This window comes from Pseudomonas sp. LARHCG127 (genome assembly GCF_052871455.1).
In genome coordinates this window covers 553,397-569,704 of record NZ_JBIXJT010000001.1, presented here as the reverse complement: position 1 = coordinate 569,704, position 16,308 = coordinate 553,397, and the positions used below count along the sequence as shown (strand labels likewise).

Annotated in this window: 14 protein-coding genes; 3 read left to right on the top strand and 11 right to left on the bottom strand. The window is 60.5% G+C overall.

Annotation, left to right across the window (positions count from 1 at the left end; all coding sequences use genetic code 11):
• The 6 genes from ACIPQ1_RS02610 to ACIPQ1_RS02585 form a co-directional block, all read right to left on the bottom strand.
• Complete coding sequence (locus tag ACIPQ1_RS02610) at window positions 1-1,104, bottom strand: WD40/YVTN/BNR-like repeat-containing protein (RefSeq protein ID WP_446533524.1); 1,104 nt, start codon at window positions 1,102-1,104, stop codon at window positions 1-3.
• Between the two features lie 71 nt (window positions 1,105-1,175).
• A complete protein-coding gene (locus tag ACIPQ1_RS02605) occupies window positions 1,176-2,540 on the bottom strand; it encodes a DUF1329 domain-containing protein (protein ID WP_446533523.1) in 1,365 nt (454 codons plus the stop codon).
• Window positions 2,541-2,552: 12 nt separating this feature from the next.
• Entirely contained in the window at window positions 2,553-4,232 is a 1,680-nt protein-coding gene (locus ACIPQ1_RS02600; protein ID WP_434702455.1) for a DUF1302 domain-containing protein, read from the bottom strand.
• Window positions 4,233-4,360: 128 nt separating this feature from the next.
• Window positions 4,361-5,485, bottom strand: coding sequence for an FAD-dependent oxidoreductase (locus ACIPQ1_RS02595; protein ID WP_446533522.1), 1,125 nt, complete (start codon window positions 5,483-5,485; stop codon window positions 4,361-4,363).
• 178 nt (window positions 5,486-5,663) lie between these two features.
• Window positions 5,664-6,026: a Rieske (2Fe-2S) protein gene (locus ACIPQ1_RS02590; RefSeq protein WP_446533521.1), complete on the bottom strand. Its 363-nt coding sequence runs from the start codon at window positions 6,024-6,026 to the stop codon at window positions 5,664-5,666.
• A 15-nt stretch (window positions 6,027-6,041) separates the two neighbouring features.
• The gene (locus ACIPQ1_RS02585) at window positions 6,042-6,980 is read right to left on the bottom strand and encodes a VOC family protein (RefSeq protein ID WP_446533520.1); all 939 of its coding nucleotides are present in this window, start codon (window positions 6,978-6,980) and stop codon (window positions 6,042-6,044) included.
• A gap of 326 nt (window positions 6,981-7,306) precedes the next feature.
• Here ACIPQ1_RS02585 and ACIPQ1_RS02580 point away from each other — a divergent pair, with 326 nt between their 5' ends.
• Complete coding sequence (locus ACIPQ1_RS02580) at window positions 7,307-8,218, top strand: LysR family transcriptional regulator (RefSeq protein WP_186706207.1); 912 nt, start codon at window positions 7,307-7,309, stop codon at window positions 8,216-8,218.
• Between the two features lie 223 nt (window positions 8,219-8,441).
• Complete coding sequence (locus ACIPQ1_RS02575) at window positions 8,442-9,599, top strand: alpha/beta hydrolase family protein (protein WP_446533519.1); 1,158 nt, start codon at window positions 8,442-8,444, stop codon at window positions 9,597-9,599.
• A gap of 54 nt (window positions 9,600-9,653) precedes the next feature.
• Here the strand turns inward: ACIPQ1_RS02575 and ACIPQ1_RS02570 are convergent, their stop codons facing one another.
• Genes ACIPQ1_RS02570 through ACIPQ1_RS02560 form a run of 3 tightly spaced genes read right to left on the bottom strand, consistent with a single transcriptional unit; the run spans window position 9,654 to window position 11,891 of the window.
• Window positions 9,654-10,316, bottom strand: a complete 663-nt coding sequence (locus ACIPQ1_RS02570) for an HAD family hydrolase (RefSeq protein WP_446533518.1) — start codon at window positions 10,314-10,316, stop codon at window positions 9,654-9,656.
• A gap of 24 nt (window positions 10,317-10,340) precedes the next feature.
• Complete coding sequence (locus ACIPQ1_RS02565) at window positions 10,341-10,712, bottom strand: RidA family protein (protein ID WP_250961482.1); 372 nt, start codon at window positions 10,710-10,712, stop codon at window positions 10,341-10,343.
• Window positions 10,713-10,760: 48 nt separating this feature from the next.
• Window positions 10,761-11,891, bottom strand: a complete 1,131-nt coding sequence (locus ACIPQ1_RS02560) for an alanine racemase (protein ID WP_446533517.1) — start codon at window positions 11,889-11,891, stop codon at window positions 10,761-10,763.
• Window positions 11,892-11,978: 87 nt separating this feature from the next.
• Here ACIPQ1_RS02560 and ACIPQ1_RS02555 point away from each other — a divergent pair, with 87 nt between their 5' ends.
• Window positions 11,979-12,884 (top strand): LysR family transcriptional regulator, encoded by a 906-nt coding sequence (locus ACIPQ1_RS02555; RefSeq protein WP_411387238.1) that lies wholly within the window; start codon window positions 11,979-11,981, stop codon window positions 12,882-12,884.
• A gap of 213 nt (window positions 12,885-13,097) precedes the next feature.
• Here ACIPQ1_RS02555 and ACIPQ1_RS02550 read toward each other — a convergent pair whose 3' ends face one another.
• On the bottom strand, window positions 13,098-15,506 hold the full coding sequence (locus tag ACIPQ1_RS02550) for a hypothetical protein (protein ID WP_446533516.1): 2,409 nt from the start codon (window positions 15,504-15,506) through the stop codon (window positions 13,098-13,100).
• Between the two features lie 52 nt (window positions 15,507-15,558).
• The gene (locus ACIPQ1_RS02545) at window positions 15,559-16,308 is read right to left on the bottom strand and encodes an ABC transporter permease (protein ID WP_446533515.1); all 750 of its coding nucleotides are present in this window, start codon (window positions 16,306-16,308) and stop codon (window positions 15,559-15,561) included.

Below are 16,308 nucleotides of genomic sequence, written 5' to 3'. Positions count from 1 at the left end.
TCACTCCGAAGCGGCAGTGGCTGGCTGCGCAAGACGCTGCAGCCCGGTGAAACCGGCAACGACCAGGCTGCCATCGGCGGCCTCGATCACACTTGAAACAGGCTTGCCCAAGGGTTTGCCCAGTGGCAGCAGCGCCGCTCCGGTCTGCTCGCTGTTGCGAAACAGCATGCCGCCCTGGTTGACCAGCAGCAGTTGGCCATCGGCCAGGCGGGTGGCGTCGTTGAAGGAAATCGGCACGGGGACGGACAGGCGCTGGAAGCTTGCGCCAGCATCGTTGGAAACAAAGGCGTTGCCCTTCAGGCCGGCGACGAGCAACGCGCCATCGGCACGACTCTGCAGGGTGAAGAAACTGCCTTCGTAAGGACTGTCCAACTGGCTGAACGACGTCGCGTCGTCGTCCGACCGCGCCAGGTAACCCTGCTCGCCCGCCAGGAACCAACGCGGGCCCTGGCGACTGATCGCGTACAAGTGCAAGCCGTTCGGGTTAGCAATATGCCCCATCATTGAGTGCCAGGTGGCACCGCCATCGGTGGTCTGCAGCGCCAAACCATAGGCACCGACGATCAACCCGCGGTGCGCATCGACGAATTCCAGCGCCAGGAAAGGTTTGTCTGGACCATCGGCGGCAAGACGCTCGGCATTTTGTATCCGGATCAGGGCGGCATCCGGGTCGGCAGCGGTGGCCTGCTCGGCCCTGGCGGTATCCAGTTCGAGCTGCGCCACGCGTACGCCGTCAAGCTGCAGCGTCCAATGCTCGCCGCCATCATGCGTCGTCAGCACCACGCCTGCGTGGCCGACCGCCCAGCCCTGTTGCGCATCGACAAACTGCACCGCCGTCAGGCTGACCGATACCGGCACCGAAGCCTGGCGCCAGCTCTGCCCGTTATCGTCGGAAAAGACCACCAGGCCGCGTTCACCCACTGCCACCAGACGTGTGCCAGCCCGCGCCAGATCGATCAATACGCCGTTCTGCGCAGCCGGTACCCGCATGGCCGGGGTATTGAGCGGCACGCCCACCGCAGCCGGCCCGGCCAGGCACTTACTCGTGGCGAAGGGCAAATACAGGGCCAAGAGCAACGCGCTCGCCTGACTGATTCTGTTCATAACCTACCTCGGACAAACACTCGTATCCCAAGGGCAGCCCCACAGGCCTGCCCTTCACGCTCAGCTCAGACTCAACGCACGCCGCGCCCTGCCATCGCCGCTGGCGAGAACTCCGAGGCCTTGTAGCGATCGACCGCGCGATACTGGTCCGGCAACCCGGCATAGAGGTTCTGGATAAACCACGCACCGGAGGTCAGGTCGTAGAAACCTGAAGACAGTTGCACCAGGCCTGGCAGGTCGGGCAATACGGAAGGCAGCGACCAGAGAGTCTTGGCCAGTTGGCCACTGGCATCCCAACGGTCGCCGAGCAGGGCTTGCCAGGTGTCCTCGTCGAGGTAGTAGCGGCCCTTGGGCAACTGGTGGCGCTTGCCGGCGGCCACCGTGGACTCGACCACCCAGACGCGGTGCAACTCCCAGCGCACGTAATCGGGGTTCAGATGGTGCTTGCCCAGCAGGTCCTGCGGTTGGGCAGCGTTCTGCACCTTGTTGGTGTTGTAGGGGACGTAGATCTCCTGCTTGCCTACCAATTTCCAGTCGAACCGGTCCGTACGCCCGCCCCACACGCTCAACTCATCGAAGGACATGACCCCGGCGGTAGACGGCGTCGGCGTATCACAGCAAGCGTTGGGCAACGTGCGCACCCGGCGCTGGCCGCTCAGGTAGACATGGGCCTGGGATCTGTCGCCGTTGATGTTTTCACGCCCGAGGATCTGCTCGCCGGCACGAATCGCCGGGCCGAGATTGACAAAGTGCACCTGCCAGTAGTCGCCCGAGTAGTTTTCAGGGCCGCCCTCCTGGAAGTAGTAGGGCATTTCCTGGGTCAACAGGCCGTCGCTCGTCATCACCTGGTTGCCGTCGGCCGTCATCAGATAGTGGCGGAAATGCCCCGCCACCGAGGTGCCGCGCCAGTTCAACACGTGGTTCCAGATGGCTTCGGTGCCGTTCTGTGGAATCGGAAACGGGATCCCGCCATAGGCACCGTCGGGGATCAGGCCGGCGCTGCTGTTGATCAGTTTGGCGCGGGTCGCATTCTTGAACGTGTTGTCATAGACCCATTGCGGCGCGGCCGCCGTGCGCCGGGTCGGGTAGACATCGATGCGATAGGTCTCCGGAAAGCGCTTGAACAGCTCCTTGGTGCCGTCGCTGAGCTTGTCGGCGTACTTGGTCAGGTTCTGCGCAGTAATGCTGTACAAGGGTTTGTCCGCGGCAAACGGATCGCTGCGCTTGCCGCCCGGGACATAGGCAGGATCGACCTTGGTGTAGCCGCCATCCCAAGCCGGAATACTGCCGTCGGCATTGCCGGCTTTCTCGGCACCGAAGGGCGTCAGGGTCTTGCCCAGCTCGGCCGCTTGTTCGGCACTGGCGGCCAGTGCCATCGGAGCGGCGGCGGCCAGCAGGGTTAAGCACAAGGCCTTTAGAGTGAACTGAATGGTCATGCGCAAATCCTCTTAGAACGTGGTCTTGACGGAGAAAGCCAGGTAGTCCCGGTCCTTCAGCGACTGCTTGTAATTGAACTGGTTGGCGGCGTTGAGGCTGGTGTCCTCGGGACCGTAGAAGTGGGTGTAGGTCAGCCCCACGGTCACTTGGTCCAGGTAGGTGGCGGAGACGCCGATGTTCATGTCCCCTCCTCTGTCGGGGCCGAACCCGCTGATCACCGCCGACTTGCCCATGGGGAAGTAGCTGATGCCCACCGGCACGCTGATATCGACGCCAGGGAAAAACTGGCGATAGGTGGGCGTGTACACCAGCTTCAAGCCCAGGCCGTCATCGGTGGCGTTAGGGTCCAGGGCGGCGCGATTCCTGGTCACGGCCAGCAGGCGGTTCCAGGCGATCTCACCCACCAGGCTGGCTTCATTGGCGACGAAGGAAGGGCCCAGCGAAGCCAGGACGTTGAGGTTGACGTGGGCCGTGCGGCCAACCGCGTAGAGGGCGTCATCGTTGTTGTCCGCGTCGACGCCCGGCAGGACGGTCTGGGCGTTGGACACCAGCGGCATGTTCCAGCGCATCGATGCCTCGCCGGCAAAGCTGTACTCGTCCACGGAGGTCGCGAAGCTGGCGCCCAAAACACGGATGTCTTCCGGGTAGACCCAGGAATATTCACCGACTTGCCCGGTACTGAAGTTCGGCCCGGTGGCATTCGGTTTCAAATACAACGAGGGCGTCTTCTCGTGATACTGCAGCGCATACAGGCCGTAATCCGTCGTCCCGGTGTTGTACTTGAGCTGCAGGCCGCCCTGGCCGGAACTCCTGGCTTTCTTGTCCTTGCCATGGAAAAAAGCGGCCGGGCTGTTGGCATTGCCGCCCAGGAAATCCGGGAACGGCCCGCCGGTGATCAGCCGCTCATTGCCGTCGCCGATGGTATCGCTGGTGGAGAAATAGCTACCGGCGCCCGGCAAGCGGGTGGCCTCCCACTCCAGCTGGTAGAAGGCACCCAATGACACATCGTCGGTCAGTTGGTAGGCAGTCGAGAGCTGGTTGACCGGTCGGGTGATTTCCTTGAACTGCGTGTTGGGCACCGATTGCGCCTTGACCACGTCCACCGGCGCCATGGCCCCGGCAATGCCGTTGCCGCCAAAGAACAGGCTCTCGCCCCAAATCAGGCCGTGGCGCCCTGCGCGAACCGACAAGGTACGGTCGGCCAGCTCACCGTTCCAGTAGACAAAGGCATCCAGCAGTTCACCGTCACCTCCATGCAGTTGACGGGTGTCGCTGGTGAACTCGTCGAAGCCCACCGAACGCTGATTGGCACTGGCCGCGTCGTTGTTGTCGTTGCGGTCCTGGTAGACAGTGTCGTACCAGGCGGCACCGCTCAGACGCGCACCGAAGTTGTGAAAACCGATGTCCAGCTCGGAAAGAATATCCAGGCGATTGGAGATCAACCCCTTGCCGAAGTTGTGATCGCCGTCATTCTGGTTCAGCGCCGTCTGCCCCTCGCTGAGCTTGCTGCTGGGCTCCTTCAGGCGCCAGGCCGCGCTGTACTTCAGCGTGTTGTCCCAGCGCAAGCTGAGATCGGGATTGCCGGTGTCGATCTGGAAGGCCTGGGCCGCCGACGCACCAAGCCCCAGGCTGGCCGCAAGGGTCAGGGTGAAGGGGACGCGCCGCGACGCAGCGATCTTGCGAGTAGCCATCGAAGTAACCCTCTTTATTGTTGTTGTATGTCAGTTCTTCTGGTGAAACGGCGCCCGCAGTCGAGCCGGGCCAAGCCTGCACAGGCATGAAACATCCATGGGAAAGCGAATTTGGTTTTGCCGGTGCCTCAGATGGGCGCTGCCGTAACGTCGAGCATCCGCCTGACCAGGCCGATCCGGTCGAAGCTGCTGTCGTGGACCATTTCCTTGTCACCGGCCAATACCGAGCTGTCGCTGATGAATTTGCAGCGCTCATAACGGCGCGCCATAAAGCGTTGGAGCTGCTGTTCAAGGCTGCCGCCGGCGACCAACTCTTCGCCAAGCACGACGGCATCTTCTATGGCCATGCCGGCGCCCTGGCCCAAGTGCGGCGTCGTAGCGTGCACCGCGTCGCCAATCAGCACGACCCGGCCGCGGTACCAGGGCTCGCTGACGAACACCACCTCCAGCGGCTTATAGACGACTCGGTCACTGTCGATAATTTGCTCGCGCAGCTCGCCGATCAGCCCGGTGAAACCACTCAGGCGCCTGCGCATTCGGGACGCCAGCGTGGCAGGCTCTATCCTTGGATTGGCGGGCTCATGGGAGGTCATGAACAGGTACATCTGATCCTGCCCCAGCGGCACCAGTCCGGCATTGCCGGCGGGCCCCTGGAAGGTAGCCAGATGATCGATCCCGGCGGCGCGTGGAAAGGTGTAGCGCCACACCGCTTGGCCGGTGAAGCGCGGCAGGTACTGCTCGCCGAACAGCAGACCGCGCAGGTGGGAATACAGGCCATCGGCGCCGATGATCAGGTCGTAGCGACCGCGACTGGCATCGGTGAACAGCACATCAACGCCCTCGCCTACCTGCTCCAGCGACTCGACACTCAAGCCCAGACGGACCGAGACGCCAAGGGCAGCAACGGTTTCGCTGAGGACTTGATGCAGGGCCAGGCGCGAGATGCCGACGTTGGCTGGGTAGTCGGGGCCGGCCAAGCGCTGACCAGGAATCCGCGCCAGCTGTTCACCAGCGGTGGTATTGATGGTCACATCCTCGAACGCGTAGGCAGCATCCAGGTAGCCGTCCAACACACCCAACTTGGCCATCTCGCGCACGACGTTGCTCTGCTGGATGATGCCAACGCCGTAGACTGTCCACTGCGTCTTGAGCTCGACAAGATCGACGATAATGCCTTTGCGACGCAAAGCGATTGCCGCACATAGACCACCGATACCACCACCGACGATAAGCACCTTTTTCACTGCGTTCATGCTCGTCTCACTCTTATTCTTGTTATTCACGCGAGCGCTCTGCCGGGGCGATACCAGGCTTAAGAACCCGCTGTGTCTGCACGCATTCGGTACCGCTTTGTGTCCACTTTCTCGGCAAAGCAGGCGTTTGACTAATCGCATGTAGGGATACGATGTATCAGCTACCGCGATACCTTAATTAAGGTCCACACGCCTCCAACTGACCCGCTTCGAGCACCAGCCAATCGGCCTCGGCTCGCCATCCCAGCGCACTCAGGCTTTCCCCCAGGCACGGCCCGTAGACGCACAGCCCCGTGCTGGGAAGGAACCGGGCGCCATGGGCGTAACAGACGATCTGGCGGCCATCGACACTGAGGAAACGATCCTTGCGGTACTCCAGCCGCACCTCCAGGTGCGGACAACTGTTGCGATAGACGCGTACCTCGCCGTCATGGCGCAGGGCAAACACGCTGTCCTTGCCCGTACCCAGGGGATCGAACCCGCGGGCCTGCCCTTCGACCAATTCATCCAGTCGACAGAGCACAATTGCGTCGTGGCTCATGGACGAAATCCGCATTCAGGCCTGCTTGGGCGGCGGGCCGCTCGGAAACCATTTCTCCCGGGAGGTGAACAGGAACAACTGCGAGTTGTCCGCCGACAACGGCGCTTGGCGCGCTTGCCAGGCGTCATCGTGCTTGTCCATGTCGGCGTCGTATTCGATGTGGCAACCCAACGGGCTGTTGAAGTACCAGAACCAGTTGGAACCGAAGAGGTGGCGGCCCGGCCCCCAGAAGCTGGTCCAGCCTTGCTGTTCGAAGCGACGTCCGGCCAGCAGTACTTCCGTGCCGCTGCCCATGTGAAAGGTGAAGTGCTCGCAACCCTTCATGTGTGGCGGCGTCTGGATCATGAACAGGCAATGATGGTCATCGGAACCAGCCGGCCGCATGAACGGGCCCGCACCGACAAAGGTGTCAGTGGTCATGAAGCCCAGGCGCTTGTAGAAAGCTTCGGCCTTGGCTGCATCCGGCACGAAATACACCACGTGGGACAGAGTCCGCGGCAAGGCCTGCATGTCGGGACTGATGCCAGGCTGATTGACCGGGCGTTGAGGCGCATGGCCCGGTGCATTGGTCAGGTCGGCGGGTGCGCTGTACGCACGCCGCACGCTGATCTGGAAACCAATGGCAAAGCCCATGTCGTCCACGCTGTGCACGGAGCCATCGGCACCGCGGGTCACCGGGCGGTCGCGCCCCAACTCATCAGCGATGGCCTCGAGGTCAGCCACGCTGGCCACGCCATAGACGGTTTCACGAATCGAGGGCGCAGGCCCGATGGCCGCCGGCAGACTGGCATCGTCTGCCCGACGGATAATCACCGCGGTGCCGTCGAGGGCTTCAAAACGACCGCCCTCGCTGTCGCCATCGACAGGGAGCAGGCCGTAGTCACGCAGGCAATGGGTACAGGCTTGAATATCGTCGACGCCAAAAATCAAGGCATCAAGGCCAATGATGTTCATTGAGTTACCGCTCCATTGTAATTATTCAGCGCAGGCCAGCACCCCACTTACGGGAACCGTGCCAGGCGAAGCGCTGCCGAGGCTGGACTTGGAGTCGATCAAGCGTCACGGCCAACCGACTGTGGGCCGATACTGAAGGGGCAAAAACTCGCTGACTAATCGCTTGTCGGGATGCGACCTATCGGCAAATGCGATACCTGGCTGCGCAGCGCAAGAGACATGGAAAATCGAACAGGCATCGTTCGATTCGCCCATTCACGGGACTTGACGCCGCGATAGGAAGGCCGGAAGGTATTTACAAAATAAATACAAGAATCGAGACCGCCATGCGCTTTAACCACCTGGATCTCAATCTCCTGGTGGCGCTGGATGTGTTACTGGAAGAGCAGAACATCACCCGCGCCGCCGAACGTCTGCACATGACTCAATCCGCCACCAGCGGCGTACTGGGCAGGTTGCGCCTCTACTTCGAAGATGAACTGCTGGCACAGGTCGGGCGCAAGATGCAGCCCACGCCCTATGCCCGTGAACTGGCGGCGCCGGTGCGCCAGGTGCTACTGACGATCCAGTCCTCGATCACCGCCAAACCGGTGTTCGACCCCGCCACCAGCAAGCGTCATTTTCGCCTGATCACGTCGGACTATCTGATCAGCGTCCTGTTTGCCCGGGTGATCCAGAAGATCTCCCTGGAAGCCCCGCACATCACCTTCGAACTGCTCGGCCCCGGCGATACGTCCACCGAGATGCTGATGCGCGGCGAGGCCGACATGATGATCGTGCCCGAGCACTACCTCATCGAAGGCCACCCCTCCCAGCTCCTGTTTGAAGAGGAGCATGTTTGCGTCGTATGGGACGGCAATACGTTGGTAGGCGACAGCATCACCCTCGATCAGTACATCGAGATGGGCCACGTCTCGGTGATTTTTGGCCGCAACCGGCAACTGAGCGTCGAGGAATGGCTGATGAGCCAGTATGGTTTCACGCGCCGCATGGAAGTGGTGACCCACGACTTCAACACCCTGCCGCAGTTGATCGTCGGCACCCAACGCATCGCCACCATGCTCCAGCGCATGGCCAGGCTCTACGCCAACTACCTGCCGCTGCGCATCGTGCAACCACCGGTGAAAATCCCGGTGATGCGTGAGTTCATGCTCTGGCATCGGACCATGGAGGGAGATCCGATGCACCGTTGGCTGCGGGCGAAAATCAGTCAGATCATCAACGAGCTGGAGCAGTAGTCGCTCCCGCAGCCCTGAGGCGGATCAGGATCTTGTTGTGCGCCCTCAAGCCTTCTGCCGATGGGGCACACCAAGCTCCATCGCCATTCGCAATACCTCCCATCCCGACTCGCGATTGGCCAAACAATCAGCCGCCCCTTAGCCTGCTTCGAACCGTCAGGTCTGGCGCTCCCCGCTGCGGATCTGACCGCCTGCCTTTGCTTGCACAAGGACAATAACCCTCATGTTTCGCTACTTCCCGACCAACTACGTGTGGAATCTTTCCGTCGACCTGGCCATTGAAATGGGCGCCCGCATCGGCGAAATCGAAGAAATGTGCGCGCCGCTGCAAGAAGCCGCCAAGCAACCGGACGCCGCCGGCAGCAAGGCCTTCCGTGAAACCTGGGCGAATATGGCCGACAAGCTGTGCGGCCTGGCGGAAGAAGACGAAGGCAAGGGTCGGCTGTTGTCCGCTGGTGAAAAATACAACCGCGCCGCGACCTATTACCTGAGCTGCGAACGCCTGCAGGCCCACGGTGCACCTGGCCGCACGGAGCTGTACCAGCGCTTTCTGCACACGTTCCAACGCGGTATCGAACTGGCACGGGAAAATTGCGAGCGCGTTGAAATCCCTTACGAAGGCAAACACCTTTCCGGTCTGCTGGTGCGTGCCGAAGGCGTCAGCGGCCCAGCGCCGATCCTGGTGCAGGTCAATGGACTGGATTCCACCAAAGAAATGAAATACCGCGTGGGCCTGCCCGCCTGGCTGGCCAAACGTGGCGTTTCTTCTTTAATCATCGACCAACCCGGCACCGGCGAAGCACTTCGCCTGCACAACCTGACCGCGCGCTTCGACAGCGAACATTGGGCCAGCCGCGTGGTGGACTGGCTGGAAACCCGCGACGATGTCGACGCCAAACGCATTGGCCTGGAAGGCGTGTCGCTTGGCGGCTACTACTGTCCGCGCGCGGTAGCCTTCGAGCCGCGCTTCGCGTGCGGTGTCGTGTGGGGTGCCAACCATGACTGGCGCGATGTGCAAAAGCGTCGAATGGAAAAGGAAGGCAGCTTCCCGGTGCCGCACTATTGGTCGCATGTGTCATGGGTCTGGGGCGCCAAGGACACGGAGGCGTTCATGGCCATCGCCGAGAATGTTCATCTGGACGGCATCCTCGACCGCATCAAGGTCCCCTTCCTGGTCACCCACGGCGAAAAGGATTCGCAGATTCCCTTGAAGTGGGCCCACCGCACTTACGAACAGTTGGTCAACAGCCCAAAACGCGAACTGAAGATCTTCACCGAACGTGAGGGCGGCGTGCAGCATTCGAGCTTCGATAACAGTATCAATGCCGGTCAATACATTGCCGACTGGGTGGCTGAGGTACTTGGCGGTCGTACCGCATGACTATGTCTTTCAAACTTGAGCAAACGCTCGTTGCGGCGATAAGCAGCACCCCGCCTATTTCCTGCCCAGGTTTTTAATATCCTCAACCAGGCTATCGAGTGTCGGACGCATGATTAATGGATCAGGCGCACCTGCGGGCGCATCGAGCCCTATCCTGTTGTGCCAGAAAGTTGGCAAGCCGACTTTCTGCGTGCCAAACAGATCGTAAGCTGAGCCCGCTACGAATATGGCGTGAGCGGGCTCGACGCCCGCTATTTGCAGGGCGAGCCTGTAGGGTCGCGCATCGGGCTTGTAGAAGCCGGCCTGTTCAGAAGTGACAATGACGTCAAATGGCACGCCTAGAAGATCCGCTGCGATATGCCCCAACCGCTCCGAACAGTTGGTGACCACCCCGAGTTTGTAGTGCGGCGCCAACTCGGTGAGCACGCGTTTGGCCTCAGGCCAAGGTTGCAACTGCATCCAGCGCGCCTCCAGATTTTGCGCGGCTTCCTTGCCCAGTCCCACACTGATCGCAGCCTCCTCGACCAATGTTTCATAAGGTCGGTAGGCACCACAGCCATAGGTCGCCTTCAAATAAGCCATACGCCAGGTGCGCCCCATTTCATCGGAACCTGCCACGCAGTTCCATAGCGTCCATGAGTCCAGCAGAGCGGTGAGCAAATCGAACAGCACGAGCTTCACAGGAGTTTGCTGAAGATTGTTTTCAATCGAATTCATGACGAGTGCCCTTCTTGAAAGTATTCAAATTTCAGCCACTGCGGATATTTCCACCAAGGCCCCGTGATGAAGTGGACCACACGGAATGATCACCCTTGCGGGACGGTGCGGCCCCATTAGCGTTGCATACGCGAGGTTCACAGTCGGCCAGTCAGCAACATCAACGATGTATATTTGCACGCTGACCAAGTGACTAAGTGAAGCACCCGCTGCCTGAAGCACCGCTTCGACATTTGCCATTGCCTGAATAGCCTGGGCTTCTATTCCATCGGGGAATTCTTGTGCATCAGGTGGAAACGGCAACTGGCCGGAAATAAATAGAAGTTTTCCTGCCATGGCACCGTGTGAATAATGCCCACCGGGCACGGGCAGTTTCTCTGCTGTGATCAAGTTCATTTGCCCCCCTTGATCGTTCAAAGTTGTGTGTTCTGTTGAACGAATTAATTACCAACCCGCGATGCGTGGCCAATAACCCACACCGCGCCCCTCGCTGAGAACGTGATAACCCGCGTGCTGCGCCGAGGTGGCACAGGCGTGATTCGGCAGGATCCGCAGCAGCGTGCCCAAGGGCAGCAAGTTCGAGGCTTCAAGCTTCCCGGCCCGGGATGAAATGATTCCGTGCTCCTGATTGGTGGCGCTGACGATCAGATCGCCAATGGGCAGGCCTGCGGCGTCACACACGATGCCATAACCCTGATCGACCGCTTGTTTAGCGGTACCACGATCACGAGAAAGCGCCATCCATCCCGCATCCGTAATGATCCAGCCTTTCTCTATTTGATGACCAATGACAGTGGTCAAAACCGAGACGGCAATATCTTGCACCTGACAAACGCCCAAGCCCGCCATGACCAGATCGAAGAAGGCGAACACACCCGCACGTACTTCTGTCACCCCTGATAAGTTCTCAGTAAAAAGTGCCGTGGGTGTCGAGCCGACACTGGTGATCGACAGGTTGAAACCTGCACTCGTCAGCAGTTGGCTGGCCTCGATAATCGCCGCGCGCTCCTGCCGGGCGCTGGCTTCAATTTCCGCAATCGACTGGCTGTCGTAGGACTTGCCGGCGTGGGTCATCAGGCCGCTGACCCTGACGCCTTTGGCCCTCAACAACTGCGCAATTTCCACCAACAGCGGTGATTGCGGGTCGAGACCGGAACGGTGACCGTCGCAATCGATTTCCAGCAGAACATCAAAGACATGACCCGACGTTTTGGCGAACTCGGCCAGTAACCTGGCGGTGTCCAGATTGTCGAGTACCACCTTGAGCTGTACGCCTTTGTCGATCAATGCAGCGGCATGAGCGAACTTGTTAGGCGCAATGCCAACGCCGTACAAGATGTCGGTAAACCCGGCCTCGAAAAAGAAATCTGCCTCCCGCAACGTTGAAACAGTGATAGGGCCGCGCCCGCCTGCAAACAATCGCTCGGTGACTTCCAACGATTTGTTGGTCTTCACATGTGGCCGCAATATCACGTTGAATGCGGCCAGCTTATTGCGCATCCGTTGGATGTTGGCATCGAGTCGATCGCGATCCAGCAATAAGGCGGGGGTTTCGATATGAGTGAATGCTGACATGTGTGGTCTCCTGGAATGGCGCTATTCTAAGCCTCCAGTTTCAGATTAAAATTTAATAATACTTATTCTAATATTCAGTGATTCTTAATGAACGAGACGTTTGATATCCGTTTTCTCTTGGTCATCCGGGAAAGCGAGAGTTTGTTGGCTGCGTCACGCAAGCTGGGCCTGACGCCTTCGGCGGTGACCCAACGACTTCAGCAAATGGAGAAAAAACTGTCGATTCGATTGCTGGATCGGTCAGCCCGGCAACTGCGCTTTACCGATGAGGGCGAGTTCCTATGCCTGCGTGGGGCTGACCTGGTCGAGCAGTTCGATTCCCTGTTGGCTGGTTTGCAAGAGCGGCGCAGCGGCTTCGTCGGCACGTTGAAAATCAATGCACCGTTCGGGTTTGGACGACTGCACGTGGCCCCCGCAGTGGCAGCTTTCCAGCGCCTGCATCCAGACGTAGAGATTCAATTGAGTCTGTCCGAACAGCCTATGGTCGAAGCGACTGACCGGTTTGATGTCGTTATCCATATTGGGGAACTGCGCACCTCCAACCTGGTGGGCCATTCCATTGCACCCAACCGTCGCTACGTATGTGCCTCACCCGACTTCATTGAACAGCACGGTCTGCCGGAACACCCCGACCAGCTGGCTACCCTGCCGTGCATTGCATTGCGGGAAAACAACGAAGACGTCACGCTCTGGCATTTCACCCGTGCGGGAAAAACACACAATGTGCGAATCCGCCCAGCGTTGAGCTGTAACGATGGAAGTGTTATTCGGCAATGGGCTTGCGAAGGGAACGGCATCATCCTGCGTTCTGAATGGGACGTTGCCGACGCTCTGGCGGAGGGAACGTTGGTACGACTGCTGCCTGGTTGGAAACTGCCAGAGGCCAATATTGTTGCGCTGACACATCAACGCGAAGGCTTGCCCGCGAGAACGCTCAAATTTTTGCGCTTCCTCCAGGATCAATTCCGGCCACAGCCGCTCTGGCGGCAATAGATCTTGTTCTATTCGAAAAAGGCCCTTTGAAGAATCTTGTTTTAACCAATGCTGACCGGCCGCTTGGGTCGATAGCTGCCATTTGCATCGCTAAGAGCAATGCCCGATGCATAGGAACGATGAATGAAACCAATCAAGATTCAACAAATGCTGCTACCGCCAACACCTGCGGTTTCAATCCGCAGCGCACATCAACCACTTTTTAACCTCTAGCTAATGGGTACTCCGGTCCAATTGCGCATGTACTGGCAACTCCACCTCAAGAAACAGCGCGGACGTCCAGACCCGTGACTGGTCGCGCTGCCGGGCGCAGATGAACAACGGGTGTTCTCGCCCTGCTTCAAGCCCCAACCGCGCCAGCTCAATGTTGCCCTGCAACTCACGGGGCAACGGCGCAGCGGTCATCCGTTCCAGGGACATTTTCAACTCCGCGCCGGGCAAAATTTCGACCACTTGCGATTGCGCCAGCAGTTGTTCGCCGGAGAGTTCCATGACCACCATCGGCGCGTGTACGTAAGGTTGCGGTTCGGACGGGTCACCAACCTTGATGTAGTTGTCGATACGGCTATGGATCTGCAGCGTGGCGCCGGCCAGTTGCGACAGGTCGATTTCGATGCTGTCGGTGTCGCCGTTGGTGTCGGTGCGAAACGCCAGGACTGTTGCGTCCTTGCGCCATACGGTCTGCTCGGGATGATCGAGGCCCAGGGCGCGAAAGCCGTTGATGACTGCGCCGGTGATGCGGATCTCGCCGGTCCAGTAGGCGCCGCGATAACGATCCTTGATCCGTGCCCCTCCGAGACGCAAACGAATGCGATGCGCGCAGAAACCCAGTTCCTGGTGCAGGTTGCGCGACCAGATCAATTGGTCGCCATCGAACAGATCGACCTGTTCCCAACCCGCCTCCCCCAGCAGTCGATAATCCAGGGAGGCATTCGAATCGGCAGTGAAGACTTCACCCATGAAATGCTTGCCCTGACGCAGGCTGGCAAACGAACGCTCGCCGGTCGTGGCGAAGGTGCGGCGGGCGCGCAAGGCCTTGCCGACGCTGGCGCGGTCGAACGCCTCGGCGACCACGCCGGTCAGCCCGCCACGGGAGCCGAACACCGCCGTGGCCGGAACGCCGCCACCGCAGCGGCCCTGATGCTCATCGCTGTTCGCCGCGGCGCCGACCCGATAGCCTCGCTGCAGCGCTTCGGCATAGACCCAATGGAACTGGCCCCAGGCCGAACCGACCTCGATCAGCCGTTCAAGCTCCGGGTGATGCCAGTCGAGGTTGCAACGGCGTCCGCCGACGTGGGGCATCATCAGGTGGCCTTCGGGATCCTTGGCATAGGCAGCGTACAACTCGTCCACCGGCCAGGCGCCCGGCTTGATGGTGCCGGCAGTGAACTCGTTCCATTCGAAGGAACGCACCAGCCGGCCTTGATTGTCGAAAGGAAATTCGGGTTTGCGGTCATGCAGGAAGACGACGTTGCGGTCGCCGCCGGCACAGGAGTTACCGCACCATTCGGTGCCGGGATAACACACGAATCGGCCCGGCTCATTGAGTTCATGGATCAGCTTGACCGCCTGGTCCCAGCGTTGCTCAGTGATGTTGAAGTCATTGGCGGTGTAGCCGAGGACATCGAGCCCGGCGACATCGCGGCCGTAGCTAAGGTTGTACAGGGTGTCGTTAGTGCCCACCGTGTCATCGGAGTGCACATGCAGGTCGGCGTAGAGCGGGCGCAACGCCGTGCCGGCCGGGTCGACAGTGACGAAGGCCTGGGCACCGTCGACAAACGGCGCATCCACCTTCGCGGACAACCGCCACTCGCCCACGGCACCGAGGTCTAGCGCCTCGAGCCGTGCCGTCGCCCACCCTTCGGACGACAATGTGAACGGCTGTTGGCGCTCGCCGCCCTCCGGGTCAACCAGGGTCAAGACACCGTTGAGCGGCAGGTTCCGGCAGGTGTTGCCCCACGCATCGTCCACTCGCAACAGCACATCGAATGCCTCGCCGGCGCTGACCAATCGCGGCACGATCAATTGCATACGCTGCGCCGGCCCCGGCACGATGTCCAGCAAGGGGTCGCCCGGCACCTCGGCAAATTTCGAGCTGCCCAACGGGTCAATGAACAGGCGGAAACGGAAATCCTTCTCGACGAAACTCTGCACCCGCGTCCCCGCCCCGCCCTGACGGCGGTCGCCGAGGCGGATGATGACTTTGTCGCCCGGGTTCAAATAGCCGTCGATGATGTCGATGATGATTGCTTTCTGGAACGGCCGTTCGTGGCCCTTCTGATCGAAGCGCACTTTCAAGTGCTGCACCGTGGCCTGGCTCTGGCCGGGAACCAACTCACCGGCCTGGTATTCGGCGCTGACATAGTTGGGACCGGCCGGGTTCGAGGTCTGGAACAAGGCCCAGTCGGAATAGAACTTGAAGGCCAGCTTAAGCCACGCACCATCGGCCAGGCCGCTGCCGCCGACCTCGTACACCAGGGTGATTTCATCCCACTGCCCGGCGACCAGCGTGTCACGGTCGCAGTGGACGCTGCCCAGGAATGGACGTTTCTTGTTGCGCTCGTACAGGCCTTGCGGGGCGATGTAGTGCCCGGCTTCGCGGGGATCGAAAACGTTACTCACATGACACCTCGTGCAGTGGTCCACTGAAGGGTTCGAATACGTAGGGCGATGCTTATTGCACGCGCCATTTCTGGTAGTGACGCTCGATGCGCCGGAACACGAAGCTCTCCATGAGCCAGGCAATCAGGCCGATCACGACGATGCCCAGCAGCACCTGGCTGCTGTTGCCGATCTGCCCGCCGGTGGCGACCATCCAGCCGATGCCCTGGGAAGCGCCGATCATTTCCGCCGCGACCAGCGCCCGCCAGCCCTGGCTGAAGCCGATGCGCAAGGCGGCGGTCACGAACGGCAACGACGCCGGCAAATAGACATGGGCCAACAGTTGCCAGGCGTTGGCGCCCAAGGTTCGCGCCGCACGGACTTCACCGCCGCGGATGCTTTGCACACCCTCCTGGATCGTCACCGCCATGGGGAACATTGCGGCAATGAAAATCACCAGCACGATGGAGACATAGCCCAAGCCGAAAATGATCATGATCAGCGGCGCCCAGGCAATCGGCGGGATGGCCATGAACAGGCTGTTGAGCGGCGAGATGAAATCGCGAAAGCGCGAGGACAGGCCTGCGGCCGTGCCGAGCACGAGCGCAACGATCACCGCGGCGCAAAAACCACCCAGTTCTTCCAGCACGCTGGCCTGCAGGTGCTGCCACAGCGAACGATCCCCCAGCCAGCGCAGCGCCTCGCGGGCAACGTCCCAGGGCTGCGGCAGGATGTAGGTGGGAAAGCGGCTCGCCAAGGCGATCCATATCAACAACAGGAATGGCAACGACGCCCATCCCCAATTCGGTTTTGGCAAGGACAT